Genomic DNA, 25,595 nt, shown 5'->3' on the forward strand with positions numbered 1-25,595 from the left:
TTTTACTGTTGAAAATTTGGATTTGTTTTCTAAATCTTCAACCAGTTTTCCAACATTTCTTTGCCGTGCTCCGTCAGCACCGATTCCGGGTGAAATTGCAGGCCTTTTACATCATATTTCTTGTGCGAAAGTCCCATAACCCGGCCCTTTTCGTCCAGCGCCGTGATCGTCAGATCTTCCGTAAATGTTTCCGGAATAACCGTCCAGGAGTGATAACGGCCGACTTTGATCTCTTGCGGAAGTCCCTGGAAAATGCGTTCAGTGGGATCCGTCACAATGGCTGTGTCGCTGATGCCGTGCAGCACGTCGGTCATGTTTTCGAGCGTGGCGCCATAAACTTCGCCGATGCCCTGGTGTCCCAGACAAATGCCCAGAATGCTCTTGCTGGGGCCATATTCGCGGATAAGCTCGTGCATAATGCCCGCTTCCGAGGGAATGCCCGGGCCTGGGGAAAGAAGAATTTTGTCGTAATTCCCAACCTCCTCGAGCGCGATTTTATCATTGCGGACAATGTCCACCTGGTCATTAAGCTCGCGGAGAATGTAAACGAGATTGTAAGTGAAAGAGTCGTAATTATCGAGCACTAAAATTTTCATTATTTCCTGTTTTTGAGGATTTTACCAATGATTTAAATTTCTCCTGCAAAGTCAATCGCCTTTCTTAAAGCGGCCAGCTTGCTGTTAATCTCCTGCAATTCGCTCTCCACATTCGACTTCGCTACAACGCCCATTCCAGCTCTGAAAAACAGTGTGTTATTCTTGCTAAGGAACGTCCTGATCGCAATGGCGTGGTTGAAATCCCCATTGAAATCCATAAACCCGATCGCGCCACCGTAAATGCTCCGGTTGCTCGTTTCCATCTGGTCGATGAGCTTCATTGCATTGTGCTTGGGCGCGCCCGAGAGCGTTCCTGCGGGAAATGTGTCCGCCACCAGCTGCAAAGGATTTACGCCCTCATTCATCTTTCCTACGACTTTGGAAACCAAATGGATTACGTGCGAATAATACTGGACTTCTTTATAATTAGTCACTTTCACCGCATCACAGCTTCTGCTCAGATCGTTTCTTGCCAGATCAACAAGCATTACGTGCTCCGCAGTTTCCTTAGGATCATTCAACAATGCCTGCGCCGCCTCGGCATCCGCCTGGTCATCGCCCGTTCTGCGGAATGTGCCTGCTATGGGGTGGATTTCAGCTTGTCCGTTTTTGATAAAAATCTGTTTCTCAGGCGAAGAACCGAAGATCTTGTAACTGCCGTAATCGAAATAAAATAAATAAGGCGAGGGATTAATAGAGCGCAAAGCGCGGTAAACATTGAATTCATCGCCCTGGAAATCGCGGCTGAAACGGCGTGAAGGCACGATCTGGAACACGTCACCGCGGAGGCAATGATCGATTCCCTTCTGGATTACGCCACGCATTTCGTCATCCGTAACATTGGACGTTTCTTCGGAAGCGATCTGAAAGCCGTATTTAGGAAAATTGCGGTTTTTGATCAAAATTTCAATCTGCTCAATGCCGCTTTCCTGCTCGCCGTTGCCATACTGATGTTCAAAAATGTAAAGCTCATTTTTGAAATGGTTAATGGCGATTACATAGCGGTAAACCTGGTAAAATATCTGGTCTATTTCTGTTTCCGGACTCGCTGGCTGAATGGTAATGTCTTCAAAATAACTCACTGCATCGTAAGTCATATGTCCGAAAAGGCCATTTGAAATAAATGGAAAAGCACTCTTTTCAGATTTAAAACTTTGCGCAAATGCATATAATGTCTGCACCGCGTCTCTCGGATTTTCGAGCGTAATATTTTGCTGCTGTCCGTCCGGAAATTGCTGCGTAACGACGTTTTGATTCAGCTTAAAAAAAGCAACAGGATCGCAGCAGATGTAAGTAAATGAATTCTCATTGCCATGATAGTCAGAGCTTTCCAGCAGAATGGTGTTGACAAAACGATCTCTCAGTTTCAGATAAATAGAAACCGGCGTTAATGTGTCCGCCAGCAGTTTTTTGTGGCGTGTTGAGATCTGATAGGTTGGATTTGACATTTTCTAAATCTTAAAATTTTCAATAATGGCACAAAAAAAACGGCTCGCTGTCAGATGAACAGCGAGCCGTTTGTAAAGTATATTTTGTTTATACCAAAGCAATAGCTACTCGTCCATCTTGTTAAGACGTGCACGCCACCACCAAATAGTATTTACAATTTTCATATCTCAGTTATGATGTCTTTGCGACATTACTAATGGCAAATATAAAATAAAATAAATGTGATTTAATTTATTTGAAAAAAAATTATTGCAATGTTTCAGTCAGTTACTTCTCGCGTATCCGCTTGACGATCCGGACGGCTGTCATCATCAGAACCGCAAAGATAACCAGCCCCAGCACGCCCCAGAGCCAATCGACCGTATTTTTTAAAACCACCAGGAAAACAATGGAGAAAAGAAAGATAGTCGCTATCTCATTGAAAAGCCGCAGCTGAAAAGAAGAAAACCGGAATATTCCGCGACGCAGTTCCAGCAGGATCTTCCGCGTGTAAAAATGATAAGCCAGCAAACCGGCCACAAAAAGCAATTTCAGCTGCATCCAATCCTGATTGAGCCAGGAAGGCGTAATGTATAGCATTATGGACCCGAAAATGATCGTCAACCAGCAAGCAGGCGTCATAATGGCATTCCAAAGCAACTTTTCCATCTTGCTAAATTGCGCAAAAAGAACCTGCCGCTCCGCTTCTGTTTTGTCCCGGGCCTCGGTGTGGTAAACAAACAGCCTCGGCATATAAAACAATCCGGCAAACCAGGAGACCACGAAAATGATATGCAGCGCCTTAAAATGAAGATAAGTCATGGTTATGTAGTAATCACGGCGCGGGCAGGCCGCAGTAGCATTCTGCCCCGGGCAAACAGCCGATCTTTTTGAATTCAAATTTCGTAAATATTGTGCGAATCCGCCGGATAAACTTTCTTGGAACGCGATTCGTTTACCAATTAGCAATAATACAATTCAACAACATGAGGACTACGATCTCAATTATCACGTTCCTGTTTTTGTGTTGCATGGTGGTGATATCATGCGCACAGTCGGATAAAAAACAAAAAAAGCAGATGAATAACGAAGCGTCTTCTACGGCATTGGACGAAGATAATGTGGATATGGCCAACACTGAAATTGCAACATTCGGAACAGGATGTTTTTGGTGTACGGAAGCTGTGCTGGAATCTTTGGAAGGTGTAAAAAAAGTGGTTTCGGGCTATGCAGGCGGCAGTGTTGCCAACCCGAGTTATAAGGAGGTTTGCACGGGAACAACCGGGCATGCAGAGTGTGTGGAGGTCGTTTATGACCCGAAAGTCATCACCTATGCGGAACTTTTAGAGGCATTTTTCCGCAGCCATGACCCGACATCGCTGAATAAGCAGGGAAATGACATTGGAACGCAGTATAGGTCGGTGATTTTTTATCACAACGAGGACCAGCGCAAATTAGCGGAACAAGCCAAGGCCGAACTGGACAAATCGGGCGCTTATGCAAAGCCAATCGTAACGGAAATTTCGAAAGCTCCCAAGTTTTATATTGCTGAGGATTACCATCAAAACTACTTTGCAAACAACCCGGATCAAGGCTACTGCTCATTTGTTATCGCGCCTAAACTGGACAAGTTTAAGAAGGTTTTCAAAGAAAAATTGAGAAAGAATACATAATAGATCAGGGGTGAAGTTTCGGCTTCGCCCCTTTTGTTTAGGCATCGCCCCGAATAATAACTACAATGGCACAAGTTTTGAAGCATTGAAATTATGGCTTTAATTTGTGCCATTATTATTTTTAACAATAACTAATCTATTACGATGAAAAAGATTCTATTTATGTTTTTCGTTGCGGCCGCTCTAGGCGTAACTTCGGAAAAGGCTTTTGCCCAACAATTTGAAAAAGGAGATAAATTATTGAATGTTGGTATCAACCTTGGCGGAACTTACGGCGGCGGCGGAATCGGTGCTGGTGCTTCCTACGAAGGTGGTGTACACGACTTTATTAGCGTCGGTGGTCAGTTTGACTTTGTACACTGGGGTTACGGCGGCGGAATTTATGGTTACGGCTGGAACTACAATTTCATTAGCATTGGTGCAAGAGGTTCATACCATTTTGGAAAGCACTTCCTGACTATCGATAATCTTGATCTTTACGCTGGTCCGGCATTGGGTTATCGTATTGCTACTTCTTCTTATGACGGTGTTGGTTATGATGCTTACGGAAGCGGCGTATTCTTCGGAGCGTTTGCAGGTGCACGTTACTATTTCAAACCTACTGTCGGTGTTTTTGCAGAAGTTGGTTACAATGCATCACCATTGAAAGCAGGATTAACATTCAAGTTCTAATTAGAACAAAATATATGAAAAAGGCTTCGGAAAACCTCCGAAGCCTTTTTTTTGTGCATTACTTGCATTAAAATTGCATGCTCAATGCTAAATGGCCTGATCTGTTTGCAGGATTAAATCCCGGACTTATGCGAAATGTTATCGGTTCATTTCTTCTGGTGAGCTCCCTTCTTACCCTGGTTGCTTTGGAGCCGTTTTTGCCGCCCTTTACAAACCCAACCGTGCCTACTGTAACCGCACCTGCAAACCCGCCGATCATCATCCAAGCGCCTCGCATTGCTCTTTTTTCGTCCTGATAAGTCGCATAGTTCCCATTGGCGTCTGTGGCACTTACTACAATCCCGGTTCCTATTGCCGCGACAATCACGCCCGCTGAAACCCCTGCGATACCCATGATCATTCCGCCCTTTGATTTAGTCTTATAATATTTGTAGATAGCCCGAAGCCTGTCCGGGGTCGCAGTTCGCAACTCTTCCTGAAAACGCGCTTTTGGAGACACTGCTGCGGTTGTTGAGGTGGCTGGGGCTGTTGCTTTCGGAGCTGCCGGAGCATAATAGCCCGGCACTTCCATCACCGCTTCAAATGTCTCAACCTCACCATTACCATAATGGATGGATGCGATTTCACTCTTTCTAACTGAAAAAAGAGGGCCCTCGGGATCTGTTAATTTCTTATACTTCACAACATTATCATCGACTTCCTGTATGAGGACTTCGAGCTTTGTAGCATTGCGGAGGGTGATAGCGTCGGCTTTGCGGGGCGTTTGGGCATGAGCGAAATAGGCGGCTAATACCAAAAACAGAAAGAAGACCGATCTGATCTTCTTCCGGAGCATTGTGATTTTCATTCAGGAAGGATGTTATAATACGACATTTAGTAACCATTAATGTTACTAAATAAAAGGTATTAAAACGATAACCTCAATGATAGTTGGCCTGACTTATTGAACGGGTCCAAATTAGGACTGACTGTTAAAATGCTAAGCGACTGATTTCTGCGCAACAATTCCGTCTTCACTTTCTCCGCCTTCTTGCGATGGAATTTGTAATTACGAAAGCCGATAAGCCCAAGCCCTACACCCACTACCGGACCAGCAATGGCTAGGGAGTTTCCTATGGTTTTATTGTCAGGGCTGGTGCCTGAACCCGCTATAATAACGCCTGAAACGAGCGAAGCAGCAGCAAAGGAGGTAAATACAATAGCACCTGTTTTTCCGTCCATCGATCTGTCATGGTGATAGCGATATTTGTCCCGGAGCTGATCCGAATTCGCCATCACGACGCTTCTTTCAAACTTGTCTGTGGGCAGATTAGCCATGTCGGCGTATTGCCCGACGCTATCCGGCGGAACGTGACCGATCAGGACAGAATCTCTTACATGAATGATTTTACCGGTTTTAAGGATTACCCGCGCGACATTATCGAGGTAAATGTAGCTTTTTGCGCTATCAGCGGTTCCGAGATCGCGATAGTTGATCTTTTCATAACTCATTTGGGTAATCAGCGCCTGGATCTTCGAACTGTCGCGCTTGACGATAACGTCATTTTTTGGACTTTGTGCCCAGGATAAGCTTGTAACAATAAGACTTAAAACAACGCCTAAGACCAGGCTTGGTTTGATAAATGTGTGTAAATGCATGATTTTAATGTTAGGTTGAAATGGATTGTAAGCTACACAATCTTTCCAGACAACCCTTAAAAAACTATGCTAACTATACGCCAAATTTGTTGAGCTGCTTGACAAGTACTTCAAAATCTTTGGGATACGGCGCTTCCACCCGGATAGGATCTCCATTCATCAACGCAAAGGACAATGCAAAGGCATGTAGCGCAACGCGCTGAATAAGAGGCTGTTCCTCTGTTTCTTTTTTCAAATTGAATTTTCTTTTCAAACTTGAAAGGAAAATAGGTTCACCGCCATATTGCGGGTCACAGACGATGGGCGCTTTCAGGCACGAAAGGTGAATCCGGATCTGGTGCATGCGCCCGGTGATGGGGATGCATTCCACCAATGTGTACCCGCGATAAACTTTTAATGTATTAAAAATAGTCTCTGCAACTTTGCCTTCGGCCCGGTCTATCTTAACGGCTGTTCCATTTTTTAGTGGTAAAATGGGTAAGAACACGGAAATGCTGTCGAGGTTGTGAATGCCGGTTGCAACAGCATGATAGCGTTTCGTTACTTCCCTATGCTCAAATTGCATGGCTAAATGCCGGTACGCAGCGGGATTTTTGGCAAAAGCGAGCACGCCGGAAGTTTCTTTATCCAGCCTGTGCGCCGCCTGCAGTTCCGAATTATATTCTTTGGCCAACCGCAGCACGCTTCCTCCCCTATCTGCCGTCCTTTCATCCAATGTCGCCAGATGCGGCGGCTTATTAACGAGTAAAAAGTCCTCGTCTTCAAACAATATCAGGTCCTTAAAATTGATCTTCATAAATCTTCAAATAAAAATAATCCGGAAAAACGACCATTAACGGTAATTCTTCCGGATTGGCTCAATTTGCGAGCGTTTCTAATACAAAGGTAATTAATATTGAATTTAATATAAGCCGAAAATCGATCTAAACCAAAGCGCTAACCTTCGTTGGGTTGGGGTTGATGGTGTCGGATTCGACGAGGCCGTCGCGTAGGCGGACGATTCTGTGGGCGTAATGGGCGATGTCCTCTTCATGTGTAACCATTACGATGGTGTTGCCTTTGCTGTATAACTGGTCGAAAAGATCCATGATTTCGTAGGATGTTTTGGAATCCAAATTTCCCGTAGGCTCATCGGCTAGCAGGATGCTGGGATCATTCACAAGCGCCCGTGCAATCGCAACACGCTGACGCTGACCGCCGGAGAGTTCGTTAGGCTTATGTCCCGCGCGATTTTCAAGCCCCACGTTTTTAAGCGATAACATTGCTTTTTCTGTGCGATCTGATTTACTTAATCCCGCATAAATGAGCGGTAATGCAACATTATCGAGAGAGGACATTCGGGGTAAAAGGTTAAATGTTTGAAACACAAAACCGATTTCTTTATTCCGGATTTCAGCCAGTTCACTTTCCGTCATGTCACTTACATCTTTGTTATTGAGGATGTAACGACCTGTCGTAGGCGTGTCCAGGCAGCCGATAATGTTCATTAATGTAGATTTTCCCGAACCGGAAGGCCCCATAAAAGCCACGTATTCCCCCTTATTGACAGAAATCGTGACCGATTTTAAAGCCTGGATCACCTCACTCCCCATCACATAACGTTTCGAAATTTCAGTGGTCTCAATGATTCTCATGTGATGGTTTTTCAGAATTGGGATAAAACATTTGATTTTAAGCGGCTGACATGATGGTGCGCAAATGGCTGCTCACATACAAAGCGGCAAGAATTACGGCTGGCGAAACCGACTCATTATCAACAGTGCCTTCATCTCTCCAGAAGCTGGTTAATGTAAATTCCGTGGCTTCCTCGGCGGTTTTTACTACCCATTTTCTTCTTGTCCAGGACTCATATTTCCAGTTATACAGCTCATCCTCGTAGGTAATCGTGGCGGACCCGTTCCAAAGGTTGTATTTGATCTCGCCAAGCACCTTCGCACCGTCTATATCCAGAATTTTGGTGACAGTGTTGAGTAAGCCTTCGTTTTTGAATCTGAGCAAATAGCCGTTTAATTCGCCGTAGCCAGTGCTTTTCCAGAAATTTGTCTTTAATAACCCCACAATCAGCTTGCCTCGAAAGATCCGGCATTCGGTTCCGCTGATGTTGGATTTCCAGGATAAAGACATGTTGATGAAGTGTAATGATTTCCCTAAAATATTAAATCACTGAAATTCCGCCCGTTGTTTTTCGATAAGTGCTCGCATAGGCTGATAGCGAGTCATAAATTGCTGATAATCGGCAGGCAATGCGTACTGCCTCACCTTTTCCTCTCCTTCGTTCCCCTGACCGATCAAACCTTGTTCCAGACTCAGATACGCATATTGTGCCCATAATTGTGGCGCATATTCATTATATCGCAATGCATTCAGCACCAGTTTGTAAGCCTTTGCAGTCTGCTTTTTCTGGCGGAAATGTGCCGAAGCCGAGGAAACAACCCTTTCGTCAAAAGGATTGACCTGCACTGCGTTACTAAAATTCTTGTCCGAAGGCGATTTTTGCGCAACTAAATACAACGAATCCGAAAGCGATTTGGGCTTAACACCCGAGAACAATGTTTGTTTCAGTTTTTCAATCGCAGCACTTTGTTCTTTGTCCTGAATTTTATCCAAAAGAATTACGGCAACCTCTTTTTTGTCTGCTAAGGCGTTCGCAACAGCCATGCCAATGGTCCCTTCAACGCCTTCAACTACGGATAATGTTTCAATTGCCTTGTCGTAAAGGCCGAGCTGTAAAAGCCAGTGTCCTAATATTTTATGATATAAATCGCTTTGTTCGCCGTCTTCGTCTGCCCAGCCTGTTAATGTCTCCAATGCTTTGAGTTTGTCGCCGCTGTAAAATTGGGAATACAAGGCGGCAAGGCTTAAATCCTGGGAAAGAACGGGATTTTTCGCTGCCAGTTCAGGCAATAATCTGGCTGGCGTGCTGTCTTGTTTTGCCTGGTTCACCGCGTAATTCAATAAATAAGCAAAAGATGAAACGCTTAGCAACGAATCCGCAGGAACTGCATTTTTGTTGAGTGTTTCCTTTGAAAAATTTTGCCTCAGATTCTGCACAGCCAGCCAGTTGGCCTGCCAGGAAAGATAATCGCGCTTTTCACTCGCCGAGGCAAGCGAATCCAGCAAGCCGGAATCTGTGTTTTTAGCAAGAATAGCGAGCAGATTCGTTGCAGGGATTTCAGCTCGTTTGGTCGTTTCCTCTGCTTTTGCTAGATAATAGTAAGCCGAATCGGCAACATTGGTTTTATAATACAGCATACCCAGGTTATTCAGCAGCTCACCGCTTTTTGGAAACGTCCTGATGCCTTCCTGTAAACTATAAACCGCATCAAAAAACAAATTCTCCTGCACCAGAATGCCCGTTAACCCCGAATAAGCCTGGGGCGAAGGGTTTTTGAGCAATGACTGTCTGAAATAAAAAGCCGCCGCATTCCGGTCGCCCTGCCGCAATGCAAGGGAGGCCAAGGCGTAATTGGATTTATGGTTTTGAAATTCCTGCTGAACAGCGAGCTTATAATATTGCTCCGAAAGCGTAAACTCCTCTGTTTTGGCATGTAAATCGCCTAATCCATTGAAATAACCCGCAATCGCCTGGTTAACCGGCAGCAATCTTTGAATAGAAAACAGCACGATCAGGATGGTGAAACCAAACAAACGCGTTTGCGTAAGCCCGAATCGCATTGGCTTGTAAAGCACTTTGTATACGGCCAGTTTTTGCTGAAAAAGGGGATAAAAATTGATCAGTACATAAAACAAAAAGAGCACGCTCATTGCAAGCTGACCCTGCACAACTACATCTTCCAATGTCTCTAAAACCGGATCATTGGCAGTCGCCGACATATAACCTGCAAACGAAACTGCAATGATAAACATGCCTATATAAAGCCAGAAACCCGTGCTGCGGAACGGAATAATGCCATCCGTAGAATCGGCACGACGCCGGAAACCCCAAATTCCCAGAATCCCGGATGCCAATGCCAGAAAGGCCGGACTGATCAATGTCGCATCAAAATCAATCTGCTTCGTATTTCTCAGATATAGCAAAAGCAGCAATGTCAAATACAGAATGCTGATCACTAAGAAATTAACCAATCCGGATTTTCCTTTGGAAACAGAACCGCTCGTGCTCAGCCACACTAGTCCTGCAATGATTTCCGTGGCAGAAACAAGCAAAAAGAGAATGGTAATGAGCAGCCAGAAAGGAAATGAGTAAGAAGCTGCGGTTAAAGCAGGAAATGGAGTTTTAGCTAAAAAACCAATAAGAACTGTAAGAAGAACAGTCACCGCTCCCACACCTAAAATCCGTCTTCCAATGCCAAAATCCGGCCTGAATGCATGGAAATAGTAGGTTACGCCGCCATATAAGAGTACAGCGATCATAAAAAGTGCCCGGCTGGCATCCCCGAATGCGCCTAATGTTTCCAGTCTTGAAAATGCCAGAAACAGGATAAATACAATGGTGCCTGCCAGATACCAAAACCGCGACATGGTCGTCAGGGCAGCCAGGAGAATTGTTAATCCAATCAAAGAAAAAATCCAAAACAGCGCAACAGACAAAAAATCCGTTTCCATCACCGAAGCCATGAAGCTCTCCGTCACCAAATGCGAAGGCGTCGAGATCCCATATTGCCACTCCCCGATCTGCAGCACATCCACAACTGCAGTCGTCTCGGAAAGCTCGCTCACCACATTCCACCGGATCACATTCCCCAGCGGATCAATGCTTTTGATCGCAAAAAACACCAGCGCCAAGACCAAAACCAGGAAAGCCCCAACCGTCATCCTCCGCTCCGACGGCGACCAAACCTTCCAGAAAAAAAACTCCTTCATATATTTTATTTAAATCGTTTCACGGAATTTCAACTATCAGAATCCGTAAAACGAAGACACTTTCTAAAAAATATCCAATAAATCAATAATTCCACTCTTGGTACTGACCAAATTATCTCCTACTTTTGCGGTCTGAAAAAAACCTCATTGGAGATAATCAAAATTATATAATGGCAAACGCGACAAACATAGGAAAAATTACGCAGGTAATTGGCCCGGTTGTAGACGTATCATTTGAGGAAAGCGGAAGTATTCCGTCGATCCTTGATGCGTTAGAAGTCATCAAATCAAATGGTCAGCGAGTAGTTCTTGAGTGTCAACAGCACTTGGGTGAAGACCGGATCCGCACCATCGCGATGGATAGTACCGAAGGGATGCAACGCGGCATGACGGTGACACCACTGGGATCTCCGATCAGAATGCCGATCGGCGAAGGAATCAAAGGTCGTCTGTTCAACGTAATCGGTGAAGCAATCGACGGACTTACACCGCTTGACAATTCGAATGGTATCTCCATTCACCGCTCAGCTCCTAAATTTGAAGATCTTGCAACGTCTACCGAAATCCTTTTCACGGGGATTAAAGTGATTGACTTGCTTGCGCCTTATGTAAAAGGAGGTAAAATTGGTCTTTTCGGTGGTGCCGGTGTTGGTAAAACCGTTTTGATCCAGGAATTGATCAACAACATTGCAAAAGCGTACGCGGGTCTATCCGTATTTGCAGGTGTTGGAGAGCGTACCCGTGAGGGAAATGACCTGATGCGTGAAATGATCGAAGCTGGTATCATCAAATACGGCGACGAATTCAAACACAGCATGGAAGAAGGCGGCTGGGACATTTCAAAAGTGGATTATAACACATTGAAAGACTCACAGGCAACTTTCGTTTTCGGACAAATGAACGAACCTCCTGGCGCACGTGCTCGTGTGGCACTTTCAGGATTAACAATGGCTGAGTATTTCCGTGACGGGGATGGCGAAGGTCAGGGTCGTGATATTCTTTTCTTTATCGATAACATTTTCCGCTTTACACAAGCTGGTTCTGAGGTGTCTGCACTTTTAGGACGTATGCCTTCTGCGGTGGGTTACCAGCCAACATTGGCAACGGAAATGGGTCAGATGCAGGAACGCATTACATCTACAAAACGCGGTTCAATTACATCTGTACAAGCAGTTTACGTACCTGCGGATGACTTGACTGACCCTGCTCCTGCGACAACATTTGCTCACTTGGACGCAACGACAGTACTAAGCCGTAAAGTTTCTGAAAAAGGAATTTACCCAGCGGTGGATCCACTCGATTCAGCTTCAAGGATCTTGAACGCAGAAACATTAGGTGCAGCCCATTACGATTGCGCACAGCGTGTTAAGAACATTCTTCAGCGTTACAAAGAATTGCAGGATATCATTGCGATCCTTGGTATGGAAGAACTTTCTGACGAAGATAAGCTTGTCGTTTCACGCGCCCGTCGTGTTGAGCGTTTCTTGTCTCAGCCATTCTTTGTTGCAGAGCAGTTCACAGGTTTGAAAGGAACATTGGTTGACATTAACGACACGATCAAAGGTTTCAACCTGATCATGGACGGCAGCTATGACCACCTTCCTGAAATGGCTTTCAACCTGGTTGGAACTATTGAAGATGCGCAGGCAAAAGGAGAAAAAATGCTTGCAGAAGCAACGAGATAAGTTGTAGTGCATCATAAACATTGAATTCATGCATTTAGAAATCATCACCCCAGATAAAAAAGTGTTTGCCGGAGAGGCAAATGCCGTTACATTACCGGGTACTGAAGGACAGTTTCAGGTTTTAAACCGTCACGCACCATTGGTTAGCACACTGGGCAAAGGTGATGTGGTTGTGGAAGCCGGTGGCGTAAAGCAATCCTATCTGATCGACGGCGGCGTCGTAGAAGTGCTTAATAATCAGGTACTAGTACTCGCTGAGGCTGTTTTGTAAGAATATATAACAGAATTAAAAGCAGATGTTGCGCAAGCGGCATCTGCTTTTTTTGTTTTCACCTTTTAAGCCAGCCCGGTAAATATAGGGAGTTACAAAAAGAAAAAGTTTTCCTATTTTCGAAAACGCAACTTCACTCTCCTATGCAGCAACCGGCAGCCAAAAATGAACTTTTCAAAATCCTTGGCGTCGGTTTTGGCGTTGCAGTCACCGTTGGGGGCACCATAGGGACGGGAATTCTCAGAAAGCCGGGTCCTATTGCCGAGCAACTGGGCGATTACTGGCTCATTATGGGATTGTGGGCCGCAGTGAGTTTGTATGCTTTTCTGGGAACATTGTGCACGATCGAGCTGGGCACTTCTATGCCCAAAGCCGGCGCCTGGTACATTTATGCGCAACGGGCTTTTGGCAACTACGCAGGCTTCGTTGTAGGGATAAACAGCTGGCTGGGAACGTGTTCGGCATTGGGCTTCGGCGTTTATACCATGAGCGAATATCTCGCATTGCTTATTCCCGCATTTGTAGGCTATGAACCTTATGTAGCGGCTGGTATGCTCCTGATCCTGACCGGCATACATTGGATCGGGCTGGCATTGGCGAGCAGTTTCCAAAACATTATGAGTGTGCTCAAAGGGCTTGGATTGTTCATTTTTGTGGCAGTATGCTTCATCTATGGCGACGAAGTTACCGCCGAGCAGGCGCAGTTGACGACGAGCAAAATCGTCGAAACGGGCAGCTGGATCGCGCCCGTTATATTCTCATTGCAGGCGATTTTTTACACTTATGACGGCTGGCATACGGCTGCATACTTTTCAGAAGAAGACCGCGATCCGACGAAAAATTTGCCGCGTTCCATGATCGGAGGCGTCTTGCTGATCATTATCATTTATCTGCTTTGTAACATGGCGATTTTGCATGTCCTGCCCATGAACGAATTGTCGCAGTCCAAGCTAGCGGCGGCGGATTCCATCCGGTTAATTTTTGGTGAAGGTTCGGGAAAGATTGTTACTTTATTTTTGATGATATCCATTTTGGGGATTGTAAATGCACAGTTGCTGTTTAATCCGCGTGTATTATATTCCATGAGCCGGGACGGGCTCTTTTTCCGGGGAGGAACGGCGGTAAACAAAGGCGGGACGCCGGCCGTTGCGATGCTGATCACTTCCGCAGTTGCCATCACGCTGATCCTCATCGGCAAAGACGCCACCGAAAAGCTTTCCGACATTGCGACGTTCTTTTTTGTGCTCGGCTACACCTCCGGATTTGCCTCATTGCTTGCGCTGCGTAAAAAGGAACCGGAGTTGCCAAGGCCATGGAAAGTGCCTGCCTACCCTATCCTGCCCATCATTATGCTGATCTTATCCATCGCATTCCTGGTCGGAGCGGTCATTCAGGATCTCGCCAGCACGCAGTATGCATTATTATTTCTTGTGATCAGCTATCCGGCTTACCTGCTGGTCAGCCGCCTGAACCGTTAAATACATTAGTTCATTTAAGTTTTGAAATTATGCCATGGACAAACAACACCTTAAAGAAATGCCTGATTCCCGCTTTTTTGTTGCTATTGACTGGTTTTCAATGGCTTTATGATGATTTTACACAACGTATTGCCGCCAGGTTATCGAATTACAGGACAGTGTTTCCCCAGGAAAAGGCATATTTGCACCTGGACAAGCCCTATTATGTGACGGGCGACACGTTGTGGTTCAAGAGTTATTTGGTGGAAGGTTCGCTCCACCTTGCCGATAGCGCTAGTAACCTCCTGTATGTGGATCTGATAGAACACCGCACCGGCAAAAATGTAGCACTGCGGCGGGTTCAGCTCTCAGGTGGGATTGGGCATGGTGAAATTGTGCTTGCCGATTCCATCGGACAGGGCGCGTATACGATCCGCGCTTATACGAACTGGATGCGTAATTTTTCAGAAGATTATTTTTTTCAAAAAGACATTTATCTGTTCGATCCCGAGACCGTTTCGCAGCCTGCTGCGGCTGGCGGTTTGGATTTAAAATTTTTCCCGGAGGGTGGGCAGCTGGTGGCAGGAGTCAATACGCGGGTTGCTTTCAAAGCATTGGCTGGTAATGGTTTAGGTCAGGACGTAAATGGTTTTATTTTAAATAAAAGCAATGATACGGTCGCTTTCTATACAAGCAGTCATCTCGGAATGGGGCGTTTTGCATTTGAGCCTAAGTCGGGGGAAGTTTATAGTGCATTTGTAAAAGCGAAAGATGGCCAGGTTTCGCGTTTTGATTTTCCGAAAGTGATGGAAAGCGGTTACACAATGGTGGTCGACAATCTTTCCAGTCCTTTAAAAATGCGTGTAATTGTATACGGTGTGTTGCCGGGGAAATCAGAATCCCTGATCCACATTGTAGGACACGCGCGCGGCATTGTTGCCTTTGTGGCCAAAGGAAAAGTTACATCCAAAGGCCTGATGCTGAACCTTCCTACAACGGGCCTGCCGGATGGCATCACGCATTTGACATTGTTTGATGAACAAAATAAGCCGGTAAGCGAAAGGCTTGTTTTTATTAATCACAACAGGAATCTGAAGGTCAACATTTCGCCTGGCAAAACGGCCTATAAGCCTCGCGAAAAAGCGGAAATTGAGATTTCCGTGACAGATTCGGCTGGTAAGCCTGTTGAAACAAACCTTTCCGTGGCCGTTACTGATGCAGGACAAATTTTGCAACAGCCTTATGATGAAACCATTGCTTCTTATCTCCTGCTTTCGTCCGATCTGAAAGGTTTTATTGAACAACCGTCTTACTATTTTGATCCGAACAAAACGGAAAAAAAGATCCATATGGATATGCTGATGATGACGCAAGGTTGGAGCCGTTTTTTGTGGGAAGATGTTTTAACTGATTCGCTTGCTGCGCCGCAACGTTTTGTTGAACAAGGCATTACACTGGAAGGAGAAGTGAAGCGAAACAATAAAAAGCTGAGCGAAAAAGTAATGTTGTCAATGTATCTCAGTAATGATAGCCTAAACACATTCCTGACCGCCGAAACAGATCCAAACGGTCGCTTTGGAGTTTATAACCTCGTTTTTACGGACTCATTGAAAATCCGTTTGCAGGGAATGAACAAGAAAGGAAACGCCAGCCTCTCCTTTCGCCTCGACCCTTTTGCTGCGCCTAAGGCAACATTGGTAAAGGCGCCTTTTTATCCCGTTACCGTGGATGCAAAACAGCTTTTGGAATACCTGAAAAGAGCTGAGCAAGACCAGGAAATAGCCCGAAAAATCAGGGAAAGCCGGGAACGCTTATTGCAGGAAGTAACCATTAAGGGCAAAAAAGAAGTGCAGCGGGATTCCAGGAAAATTTACGGCTCCGCAGACGCTTCTATCAAAGTGACTAACCAAATGGCATCCGCAGGGCGAAGTATTCTGGACATTCTTGCGGGCCGAGTGGCTGGGGTTCAGGTGGTTGGCTCAGGCATAAATGCTTCGGTATACATTAGGGGCAATCGTGGAGAGCCATTGTTTGTATTGGACGGAATGCCGGTGGACAAGGACATGATATCGAGTCTGAACACATTCGACGTGGAATCGATCGATGTTTTAAAAGGACCTGGTGCCGCTATTTTCGGAAGCCGCGGCGGCAATGGGGTCATTTCGATTTTGACCAAAAGAGGCAACGAGAATTACGATTACTCACAGGACATTGTCCCTGGTGTGCTGGTTTCGAAGATAGCCGGTTTTAATGTTCCCAAAGAATTTTATGCCCCCAAATACGAGGTTAGCAAGCAGCAGGCCACAACGCCCGATTACCGCTCTACCCTATTCTGGGCTCCCATGTTGAGAACGAATAAGGACGGCAAAGTTAAATTTGAATATTTTAATACAGATGCGGTGACAAATATTGATATCCGTGCGGATGCGTTAAGCTTGTCTGGCACGCCAGGATCGGGAAAAGCAGCCTATGCGGTTGATTAGCAATGACTTTACATTCTCTGGAAAGTTTTCGAAACTTTTCAAGTCTGCTGATTTTCAGATAAGATTACCTTGTTTTGAACGTTACTAATCTTATTTGGGCTGTTGAGCCAACGAATCATACAGACAAAAATTGGTAACTTTGATTTTTACGTGTAAATGGCTTGTCACCTCTTCGGATCTGACTTTGTTTAGATAATAATATGAGGACTGCATATATAAAATGGACCCTGCTTATCTGCCTCATTGCGAGCGTCTTTGTCACACCGGATGCGCAAGCGCAACGGCGTGGTAAGGCACGTGAGAAAGAACCTGAAAAGCCCGAAGTAACGAGTGCCCGATTGGAGCAGGAATCGCTTGCTGCGGAAGGAATGAAGTTTATCATGAAGGATGAGCCGGATCGCGCACTTCCTATTTTTCAAAAACTTGTAGAAAGTAGTAAAAACGATCCCGCAAGTCATTATTTGCTGGCTACGGCGCTCGTAAAGCTGGAAAAGTTTGACGATGCCATTCTTTCTGCTAAGAAAGCTTACGACCTCGATAAGGAGAACATTTACTATTCACAGCAGCTTGCAGAGCTATACGCAAAACGCCGGAAATATTCGGAAGCTGCGGTGATATATGAGAAATTACTCGAAAAGAGCCCCGGTAATGTGCAATATGGTGTAGAGCTGGCGGCGGTTTATGTATTTAATGATCAGTTCGATAAGGCGATTGAAACCTATAATGTGCTGGAAAAATCACTGGGTGTGACCGAAGAGATCACGCACCAGAAAGAACAGCTTTATTTGAGACAGAATAATCTTGAAAAAGCGCTTGCAGAAGCCAAAAAACTAATAGCCGCCGAGCCGGGTGAAGTAAGTTATCTGGTAGAATTAGCTGAAATGCTGATTGCTAACGAGCGGATCGTGGAAGCAGTGGCTCCTCTTGAAGAAGCATTGAAAGTGAACCCGGATGAGGCACAGGCGCATGTGCTGCTGGCAGACATTTACCGCAGAAATGGCGATGTTCAAAAGTGTAACGAGGAGTTAAAACTCGTTTTTGCAAACCCTAACCTAGACGCAGACCCCAAGATTCGCGTTCTGACAGGTTATTTGACCATGCTCAAAACCGATGCCGAAATTGTGGAAGCCATTTCACTTGCCAAACAGCTATCTGAAACACACCCTAATGAATCCCGCACCAACGTGATCTATGCAGATTTGCTGATGCGCCAGAATAAAAAGGCAGAAGCGCGTGATCTGTATGCCAAAGCTGCCCGAATCGATGGCTCCGTTTTTCAGGTTTGGGGCGCAGTTTTACAGCTGGATGGTGATCTGAATCAGGTAGATAGCATGCTGGTACATTCGGAAAAGGCACTTGAACTTTTTCCAAACCAAGGGATCTTCTGGTATTCCAACGGCACTGCGCAATTGGCAAAGAAAAATTACAAGGAAGCGCTTTCTGCATTTGAAGAAAGCCTGAAACTGATCGGCGATAAGCCCGAAATGATCCCGGTTATCCATGCTCAGATGGGTGATGCTTACAATGGTTTGGGCGACCACGAGAAGTCGGATGCGGCTTATGAGCTTTCCTTAAAGGACAATCCGAACAATGATTACGTCTTAAATAATTACAGCTATTACTTGTCGCTACGCGGTGAAAAGCTTGATCTGGCACTTAAAATGTCTGAAAAGCTGGTGCAGGAGCATAAGAATAATCCAACTTACCTGGACACGCATGCATGGGTGCTATATGTCCGTAAGGATTACAAAAAAGCGAAGGAGTTTCTGGAAAGAGCAATGGTAGATACAAGCGGTGTAAGTGGCACGATTGTTGAACATTATGGAGACGTACTTTTCAAACTCGGCGAACGCGACAATGCTGTTGCGCAATGGAAGAAAGCCAGAAGTATGGGAGAGACGACCGAACTTCTTGACAAAAAAATAGCAACAGGTGCATTACATGAGCAATAAAATTACGGTTTGGGCAGTGACAATCGGGATGATCTGTTTGTCGGCTTGCCACAAGCAGCGTCTCTCCAAAAACAATAAGCCTGCACCAAGCGATTCCCTGGTTATAGCGGCCCCAAACTCAGCAGATTCATTGGCAGCTGTGCCAGCAGCAGATTCTGCTTCTACAAGCGAGTCGGGATCGGTGAAGGTCAATTCCATTTCATTTGACTATCTAGTCGCAAAGTCAAAAGTTGATTTCAAAAGCAAATCATCTGATTTTAATAATACAAACATTAATATCCGGATGAAGAAAGACAGCATTATCTGGCTTTCCGTAACAGGTGTGGGGTTCGAAGTAGCCCGGGGACTTATAACCCGTGATTCTATCGTTTTTATGGATAAAATTCATAAGGATTACTTCGTCTTCAATTACGAGCAGCTTAGCAAGCAATATAATTTTGACCTCAATTTCGCGCTTTTGCAGTCCGTAATCATTGGTAACCTACCCTTTCCACAGCAGCCGGATGCGCGTTTTGTGAAGGAAAATGAGTTTTATGTACTCAAACAAATTGTTGAGCGGCTGGAAGTTGATAATTACATTGGAGAAAACAATTTGAAACTCTCCAGATTAAAAGCAACCGAAGTGCCGACACAAAATACATTTACGCTTGATTATTCAGATTTTAAAGAGGTAAAAAGCTTCCTTTTTCCTTTCACAAGCCACATTGACCTGAATGTGAAGTCGCAAAAAGACCAGCAAGTCCGGCAGACCACCATGCACATTAAGCATAGTAAAGTAGATCTGGTTACCGAAAATCCAGGATTTCCATTTAGCGTTCCGGCTTCTTATAAGCGAAAAAGGTAAAAATCAGCAGGTCATGCGGCGATCATAGGGTCAAAAACCCCAAGTCTGCTTAACTTTGCCTGCCTTTTCCAGGAGTTTTGGCCGCAAGAATTAACTGTATGCCCTTTCAAAGATTGTATTTTCGTCGTTTACTATTACTGCTAACGTTCATCTTTTGTGCGTCCCTGGGTGCTTACGCGCAGAAATCGCGTGAACAGCTCGAACGCGAGAAGAGCGAGAACCAGAGCAAAATCAGAGAAATCCAGGGCATCCTGCGCCAGACATCATCCCAGAAGAATGTCAATCTTGGTCAATTGAAAGCGCTTAATCAGCAAATTAACACTTACAAAAAGCAAATAGACCTGCTTTCGGATGACTTGGACCTCTTAAATAAGGAATTGGGCGTCTTGGAGAGAAAACGGCAGGCGCTGGACAGCAGTCTGGCCAAATTGAAGACCGAGTATGGTCACATGATCTACGAAGCTTCCAAACGGAATGTGTATTTTAATCAATTGGTTTTTCTGTTTTCTTCGGGCACTTTCAATCAGTTTGTGCTGCGCTACAAGTATTTGAAACAATATACCGAAGCGCGCCAGGGCCAGGTGAAGGAAATGGAGGTTTTGCAAGGTAAGCTAATGGACGAACGCCGTCGCATTACAGCCAAGCAAAACCAGCAGAAAACGGTTTTGAATACACGGGTCACCGAGAATACAAAGCTTGAAGGACTGAAAACTAAGCAAAACGAAGTAATCCAGGAGCTTTCCCAGAAAGAAGTAGAACTTAGAAAACAAATCGCTGAAAATAAGCGTGCTACCGACCTTTTGGAGGCGAATATCCGCCGCATTGCAGAACGCGAGCGACGTGAGCGTATTGAGCGCGAGCGCCGGGAACGGGAAGAAAGAGAGGCGCGGAGAAAAGCAGAGCGCGAAAGATTGGCACGTGAAAATGCCGAAAGAGAGAAGAAAGGTGAAGCGGCTGTTGCGGCAAAGCCAGAGGAAGAAGAAGCTCCAATCAGTTCCGGTGGGATGAGCGAAGAGGAAACTACGCTGGCATCATCGTTCACCGCATCACAAAACAGGTTGCCTTGGCCTGTGAAAGGATTCGTATCCGGGCACTTTGGCCAGCGCCCACATGCTGTTTTGAAAGGTGTAATGGTTGATAACCTGGGTGTTGACATTCAGACAACCGCTGGCGAGCCGGTACGCTCGGTTTATGACGGTGTTGTGCTTGACGTTACAGAGATGCCTGGAATGGGCAATGTGGTGGCCATTCAACATGGTAACTACATGACCATCTATGCGAAAATGAACGGGGTTACGGTGCGGGCCGGACAAAAAGTGAAAGCCCGTGAAAACATCGGCAGGGTAGCCACCGACAGCGATGGCACATCGGAATTACAATTCCAGATCTGGAAAAATACTTCGCGTCTCAATCCGGAAAGCTGGCTGATCCGCAGGTAGGCCAGGAATCCGGAATTTATTATTTACTCATTTTCATCCAAGATTATGTCTATCCATACTCCTGATATAAAGCGCGTTACCACCCACATCATTCAGGAAATGAAAACCCGTGGGGAGAAAATATCCTGTCTTACAGCTTACGATTTTTCCATGGCAGGCATTGTAGATGCGGCTGGCGTGGAGTTGATCCTGGTAGGGGATTCGGCTTCCAATGTCATGGCCGGCCACGAAACTACATTGCCGATTACGATTGATCAGATGATATACCACGCCACATCAGTGGTAAGGGCTGTGAAAAGGGCATTGGTTGTTGTGGATTTGCCTTTTGGATCTTATCAGGGAAATTCTCGGGAAGCATTGAATTCGGCGATCCGCATTATGAAAGAGTCGGGCGCGCATGCTGTGAAGTTGGAAGGAGGATTGGAGATCAAAGATTCTATCACGCGCATATTAAGCGCGGGTGTGCCTGTTATGGGGCATTTAGGCCTTACACCGCAATCTATTTACAAGTTTGGCACTTACACTGTACGAGCCAAGCAGGAGGCGGAGGCGCAGAAGTTAATTGATGATGCGCGTATGCTGGAAGAAGTAGGTTGTTTTTCGGTTGTTTTGGAAAAAATCCCTTCTTCGTTAACGAAACAAGTTTCAGAAACCGTAACCATTCCAACGATCGGAATAGGAGCAGGGCCTCATGCAGACGGTCAGATCTTGGTTTTGCATGACCTTTTGGGCATTAATAAAGCCTTTAAGCCCAGGTTTTTACGCCGCTATGCCGATCTCAATGGTGTGATGACGGATGCAATATCAAATTATATAAAAGATGTAAAAGGTAAGTCATTCCCTAATGAACAGGAATCTTATTAACCTTTTAAAAAGTAAAGAACTAATAATATGGCAAAGCGCCCATTTCAGATCATATACGAAGACAATCACCTCATTATCGTCAACAAAGAGCCAGGCATTCTGGTGCAAGGTGATGCGACGAGGGACAAATGTCTGCTCGATATGGTAAAAGAATATATCAAAGAAGAATATCAAAAACCAGGTGCGGTGTTCCTGGGCACGGTGCACAGGCTGGATAGACCGGTTAGCGGGCTTGTTGTGTTTGCTAAAACTTCAAAAGCTTTGGAGCGGATGAATGAGATTTTCCGCAAGCGTGATGTTCAGAAGACCTATTGGGCAGTGGTGAAAAACCGTCCGGCGGAGAAGAAAGGCAAACTAGTGCATTATCTTTCCAAAGACGAGTCCCGAAATGTGACCACGGCTTATGATTACGAAAAACCCGGAACGCAGCGTGCAGAGCTATCTTATCGCTGGTTGGGGGAGGTGAATAAGTTTCATTTGCTGGAAGTAACGCCGGTTACAGGCCGGCCGCATCAGATCCGCGTACAGCTTGCATCTATGAACTGCCCGATCCGGGGCGACGTGAAATACGGTTACCCGGTTGGTAACAAGGACAACAACATTAATCTGCATGCCCGAAGACTTTATTTCGAGCATCCTGTAAAAAAGGAGCCGATCATTTGCAAGGCTGGGGTCCCTAATGATCCGTTTTGGGAAGAATTCCTGACATTGGACGATGAAGAGATCAAGCCAGAGCATCTGGATTTTCTTTATGAATAAAATCAGCCAATGATCGAGAAACTGAAAGCACGTTGGAATGTTAAAAACGGTTGGGATGTGATAGTCATTCTAATCGTTTTCGCATGTACGGGCTTTTCGGTTTTATATGTAAAGCGTGGGCTATTTTATATAACTGGCGTCACGGAAGATTCGCCGGCCTGGCTTCGCTGGGGCATTAATATCATCATTATCTTACCGCTATACCAGGTAATTTTACTTGCCTGGGGATGGATCTGGGGGAAGTTTAACTTCTTTTGGGAATTTGAAAAACGAATGTTCAGCCGGATCGGAAGCATTTTCAAAAGAAAAAATACGCAGGAATAGTGACATTACCCATTATTACATCCCTGCCGGGATTAAATAACCCACGAAATCCCAATTGCTACCGATATTACATCGCTCCGCGACTTTTCTTGTTACAATGTTACTATTTACAGGGAGTGAAGGCCGGAGGCACGTAATATTGGTAGAAACATCACCCATTATATTACATCCCTGCCGTGATTAAATTAACCTACGAAATCCCAATTGCTACCGATATTACGTCGCTCCGCGACTTTTCTTGCTTCACTGTTACTGTTTACAGGGAGGAAAGGCCGGAGGCATGTAATATTGGTAGAGACAGGTATTCAAATGTAAAGCGCAATGCCGGAGGCATGTAACAACATCCTGAACGATTTCCAGAACACTAAGGAGCCGCGATAATTGCTTGATATTTTTTCCTGGCTTCCTCATATGCGGCTTCCGCAGCCTTTTTTTCCTCTGCTCGAATGTTAGGTTCCTTCATTTTCCAGCATTGATTCAATGTTGCCAGGCACCATTCAGCGCTTTTTTTCTCAATAACCGGCTTATTATTCACCTTTATAAAGATCGGATTGGAATGTGAGCTCGGGAAAACCCGCACAGCAGCCCAGCCTGATTTTGCTGGCTTATAAGAGAACTTAACATTATTTACCGCTCCATCCGCATTGATTTCCGTAGTGTCAACAGCTTCTCCGTTAACGACCAGCTCCACCCGGACTTTCCTGGATTTCTCGATCCTGGCCCGTTCAATGTCCCAGTAAGGCATCAGAATAATGGACGTTTTCGCGATCGCTTCACCGGCTGCATCTTGTTTTTCAGGAAGATATGCAGCGACATTGGCTGTAATGTTTATCGTTTCGTTGATTTTGATAGCAACCTCACTATCACCAACACCTGACTCTTTTCCGTTAACGGAAAAGTCCATAATATGCGATTTTCCATCCGACACGTAACTTCTGCCGGATTTGATAGCGGCCACATAATTATCATAATTATAGGGACCAACAGGTTTAAAATAACTTCTTGCCTGACCAACCCGCGCGTCCGTAATGCATGGAAAGTCGGTCTCGCCACTCAGCCTGGGCCTGAAACCGCAGTTTAATGTGTGGTAATACATGTTCAATTCCCATGGCGCAGGCGTGTCACCGGCGCTGAAAAAGTCAACCAGATCATTGGTAACCGTCACAATGTACTCGTTAGCACCGATGCCGTCCATTTTCGGCACAACATAGTTGGGCAGCTTATCCGTTGGCTCCAAAGGCTGCAAACCCCAACCGGAATGCGCATAACCCACCACGCCGCCCTGCGATTTGGCCCACGAAAGTACGGGAGCGGTCCAGCTAGGCCACTGCTCGATGAGCGTGGTGCCGGGATAATCATCTTCTTTGATGCGCAGCAGCACAATGTGCCCCGAATGCGACGACGGGAATCCTGAAACCTCCACATCATTGCGCATAATGTTCTTTTTGTCGGAAAGTGGATGATCTTTTCCGGTAAAGAATGTCTTCTGATGATACCAGCTCGGGCCCCAGGCCAGGTTGGCCGCCATATTCAGGTCTTCGCCTAATGCTTGCCGCCACATGTCTTTGGGATCTACACCCTCGGTAGGACTGTCGTAATGGCTGCAACCGGCTGCGTGAATGTGATGATCGGCGCTGTGCCAGCCGAGCTTTGTCATTTGTATCCAGCGTATCAGCTCAAAAGAAACGGTTATGGAATCTTTGTTTTCAGGGACAATGATTTCTTTTGCTTGCTTAATGTACTCAGGTCCGCGCGTATAACTTACCTGATATTTGCCGGCTGGCAACATCACATGCTCGCCGTCGGCGCGGTAAATTTGGGGCTGAAAGAAAAAATCAGGATAGGTGTCGAATGCGGCGACGCGCCGGGAGGGAAGCGGGTAGATGCCGGAAAACTTTCCCGAAGCGTGTGCCTGTCCGTCGGTGATAAGGAAAGATGCCATGACGGGTTTTCCGTCCACATCTTTCACATTGAGCTTCAGTTTTACAGCAGGTTTAGCATTGAAAAGAATGTGCGTCGAATTACGGAAACCAAGATCCTGGGAACCCTGACCTACGTTATAAGCCACTTCAATATCGCGCTGGCCCGCGTCCTTTGAATAAATCTGCACGATGGCATATTCCAGCTTCAAACCGGTCAGATTATCCTGCAACGGCGGTTTGGTATACATTTGAATGTCAGCAAACCGGTTGGCAACTTGTCCGGGCGTCACTTCATGTTCTTTCTTTACTTTTGGCTCGAAAGAAGGGGAATGGTAGGGTTTTTGAGCGTTCGGGCTTTCGGCTTGCAACTTGGCAGTAATGCCGGCGTCATTTTTTATTTTAACCAAAAAACTCGTCCAGCCACCCTGAATCAATGTTGCCTTAGCAGCTCCACGCAGCACTTTTACACGTCCTTCGGGGTTAATATCGACTACATTAAGGCAATAGGGATCAAATATTTTCTGTATTTCCGCAACAGTTTCCTGGGTTAATAGCTTGTTGCCCAATGCGTTCAGCTTCTTGGCATCCTCCGCCGCTAATGCGTTTCCCGAAAATTTAAGCGCTTCCTGCAAGCGCATGGCCTGGGCCAGCAACGGCTGCGGCTCCACACCTGTTGTCTGCGGTTGCGCTGTATGGTCGTGATGTTGTGCGACCAGCAAGAATGGGAGAAATAGTTGGATGAAGAAGAGCGCAGATGTTTTCAT

At 45.6% G+C, this 25,595-nt stretch carries 22 protein-coding genes; 12 read left to right on the forward strand and 10 right to left on the reverse strand.

Annotation, left to right across the window (positions count from 1 at the left end):
- Positions 1-29: 29 nt before the first annotated feature.
- The 3 genes from LZG74_RS25195 to LZG74_RS25205 form a co-directional block, all read right to left on the reverse strand.
- Positions 30-596, reverse strand: coding sequence for an aminodeoxychorismate/anthranilate synthase component II (locus tag LZG74_RS25195; RefSeq protein ID WP_233799226.1), 567 nt, complete (start codon positions 594-596; stop codon positions 30-32).
- A 32-nt stretch (positions 597-628) separates the two neighbouring features.
- Positions 629-2,044 carry an anthranilate synthase component I family protein gene (locus LZG74_RS25200; RefSeq protein WP_233799227.1) on the reverse strand — a complete coding sequence of 472 codons (1,416 nt, stop codon included), beginning with the start codon at positions 2,042-2,044 and terminating at the stop codon, positions 629-631.
- A gap of 268 nt (positions 2,045-2,312) precedes the next feature.
- Complete coding sequence (locus LZG74_RS25205; RefSeq protein WP_233799228.1) at positions 2,313-2,846, reverse strand: CopD family protein; 534 nt, start codon at positions 2,844-2,846, stop codon at positions 2,313-2,315.
- A gap of 257 nt (positions 2,847-3,103) precedes the next feature.
- Between LZG74_RS25205 and msrA the strand changes: the two genes are divergently transcribed.
- Both msrA and LZG74_RS25215 read left to right on the forward strand, forming a co-directional pair.
- Positions 3,104-3,697, forward strand: a complete 594-nt coding sequence (gene msrA, locus LZG74_RS25210) for a peptide-methionine (S)-S-oxide reductase MsrA (protein ID WP_233799229.1) — start codon at positions 3,104-3,106, stop codon at positions 3,695-3,697.
- A gap of 144 nt (positions 3,698-3,841) precedes the next feature.
- Positions 3,842-4,369, forward strand: a complete 528-nt coding sequence (locus LZG74_RS25215) for a porin family protein (protein WP_233799230.1) — start codon at positions 3,842-3,844, stop codon at positions 4,367-4,369.
- 67 nt (positions 4,370-4,436) lie between these two features.
- Here LZG74_RS25215 and LZG74_RS25220 read toward each other — a convergent pair whose 3' ends face one another.
- From LZG74_RS25220 to LZG74_RS25245, 6 genes are all read right to left on the reverse strand, one after another.
- Complete coding sequence (locus LZG74_RS25220) at positions 4,437-5,216, reverse strand: hypothetical protein (protein WP_233799231.1); 780 nt, start codon at positions 5,214-5,216, stop codon at positions 4,437-4,439.
- A 59-nt stretch (positions 5,217-5,275) separates the two neighbouring features.
- Positions 5,276-6,007: a hypothetical protein gene (locus LZG74_RS25225; RefSeq protein WP_233799232.1), complete on the reverse strand. Its 732-nt coding sequence runs from the start codon at positions 6,005-6,007 to the stop codon at positions 5,276-5,278.
- Between the two features lie 73 nt (positions 6,008-6,080).
- Positions 6,081-6,803 carry an RluA family pseudouridine synthase gene (locus LZG74_RS25230; protein WP_233799233.1) on the reverse strand — a complete coding sequence of 241 codons (723 nt, stop codon included), beginning with the start codon at positions 6,801-6,803 and terminating at the stop codon, positions 6,081-6,083.
- A 127-nt stretch (positions 6,804-6,930) separates the two neighbouring features.
- The gene (locus LZG74_RS25235; RefSeq protein WP_026632585.1) at positions 6,931-7,641 is read right to left on the reverse strand and encodes an ABC transporter ATP-binding protein; all 711 of its coding nucleotides are present in this window, start codon (positions 7,639-7,641) and stop codon (positions 6,931-6,933) included.
- 37 nt (positions 7,642-7,678) lie between these two features.
- The gene (locus LZG74_RS25240) at positions 7,679-8,131 is read right to left on the reverse strand and encodes a hypothetical protein (RefSeq protein ID WP_233799234.1); all 453 of its coding nucleotides are present in this window, start codon (positions 8,129-8,131) and stop codon (positions 7,679-7,681) included.
- A 36-nt stretch (positions 8,132-8,167) separates the two neighbouring features.
- Positions 8,168-10,831 (reverse strand): tetratricopeptide repeat protein, encoded by a 2,664-nt coding sequence (locus LZG74_RS25245; protein ID WP_233799235.1) that lies wholly within the window; start codon positions 10,829-10,831, stop codon positions 8,168-8,170.
- A gap of 170 nt (positions 10,832-11,001) precedes the next feature.
- On the opposite strand from LZG74_RS25245, the gene atpD reads away from it, so the two are divergent.
- The 10 genes from atpD to LZG74_RS25295 all read left to right on the forward strand — a co-directional run bounded on the left by atpD (position 11,002) and on the right by LZG74_RS25295 (position 22,909).
- Positions 11,002-12,516: a F0F1 ATP synthase subunit beta gene (gene atpD, locus LZG74_RS25250; RefSeq protein WP_026632588.1), complete on the forward strand. Its 1,515-nt coding sequence runs from the start codon at positions 11,002-11,004 to the stop codon at positions 12,514-12,516.
- 28 nt (positions 12,517-12,544) lie between these two features.
- Positions 12,545-12,787, forward strand: coding sequence for an ATP synthase F1 subunit epsilon (gene atpC / locus LZG74_RS25255; RefSeq protein WP_026632589.1), 243 nt, complete (start codon positions 12,545-12,547; stop codon positions 12,785-12,787).
- 143 nt (positions 12,788-12,930) lie between these two features.
- Positions 12,931-14,265, forward strand: a complete 1,335-nt coding sequence (locus LZG74_RS25260) for an APC family permease (protein ID WP_233799236.1) — start codon at positions 12,931-12,933, stop codon at positions 14,263-14,265.
- A 29-nt stretch (positions 14,266-14,294) separates the two neighbouring features.
- On the forward strand, positions 14,295-16,727 hold the full coding sequence (locus tag LZG74_RS25265) for a TonB-dependent receptor plug domain-containing protein (protein WP_233799237.1): 2,433 nt from the start codon (positions 14,295-14,297) through the stop codon (positions 16,725-16,727).
- 200 nt (positions 16,728-16,927) lie between these two features.
- Positions 16,928-18,679 carry a tetratricopeptide repeat protein gene (locus LZG74_RS25270; RefSeq protein WP_233799238.1) on the forward strand — a complete coding sequence of 584 codons (1,752 nt, stop codon included), beginning with the start codon at positions 16,928-16,930 and terminating at the stop codon, positions 18,677-18,679.
- On the forward strand, positions 18,669-19,523 hold the full coding sequence (locus LZG74_RS25275; protein ID WP_233799239.1) for a DUF4292 domain-containing protein: 855 nt from the start codon (positions 18,669-18,671) through the stop codon (positions 19,521-19,523). Before LZG74_RS25270 ends, LZG74_RS25275 begins: the two co-directional genes overlap by 11 nt.
- Positions 19,524-19,621: 98 nt before the next feature.
- Complete coding sequence (locus LZG74_RS25280; protein WP_026632594.1) at positions 19,622-20,962, forward strand: murein hydrolase activator EnvC; 1,341 nt, start codon at positions 19,622-19,624, stop codon at positions 20,960-20,962.
- A gap of 45 nt (positions 20,963-21,007) precedes the next feature.
- The gene (panB, locus tag LZG74_RS25285) at positions 21,008-21,826 is read left to right on the forward strand and encodes a 3-methyl-2-oxobutanoate hydroxymethyltransferase (RefSeq protein WP_233799240.1); all 819 of its coding nucleotides are present in this window, start codon (positions 21,008-21,010) and stop codon (positions 21,824-21,826) included.
- 27 nt (positions 21,827-21,853) lie between these two features.
- Positions 21,854-22,585 carry an RluA family pseudouridine synthase gene (locus LZG74_RS25290; RefSeq protein WP_233799241.1) on the forward strand — a complete coding sequence of 244 codons (732 nt, stop codon included), beginning with the start codon at positions 21,854-21,856 and terminating at the stop codon, positions 22,583-22,585.
- 9 nt (positions 22,586-22,594) lie between these two features.
- Entirely contained in the window at positions 22,595-22,909 is a 315-nt protein-coding gene (locus LZG74_RS25295; protein ID WP_233799242.1) for a DUF6787 family protein, read from the forward strand.
- Between the two features lie 364 nt (positions 22,910-23,273).
- Here LZG74_RS25295 and LZG74_RS25300 read toward each other — a convergent pair whose 3' ends face one another.
- Positions 23,274-25,595 carry a CehA/McbA family metallohydrolase gene (locus LZG74_RS25300; protein ID WP_233799243.1) on the reverse strand — a complete coding sequence of 774 codons (2,322 nt, stop codon included), beginning with the start codon at positions 25,593-25,595 and terminating at the stop codon, positions 23,274-23,276.

Source organism: Dyadobacter sp. CY327 (assembly GCF_021390415.1).
Classification (GTDB): domain Bacteria; phylum Bacteroidota; class Bacteroidia; order Cytophagales; family Spirosomataceae; genus Dyadobacter; species Dyadobacter chenhuakuii.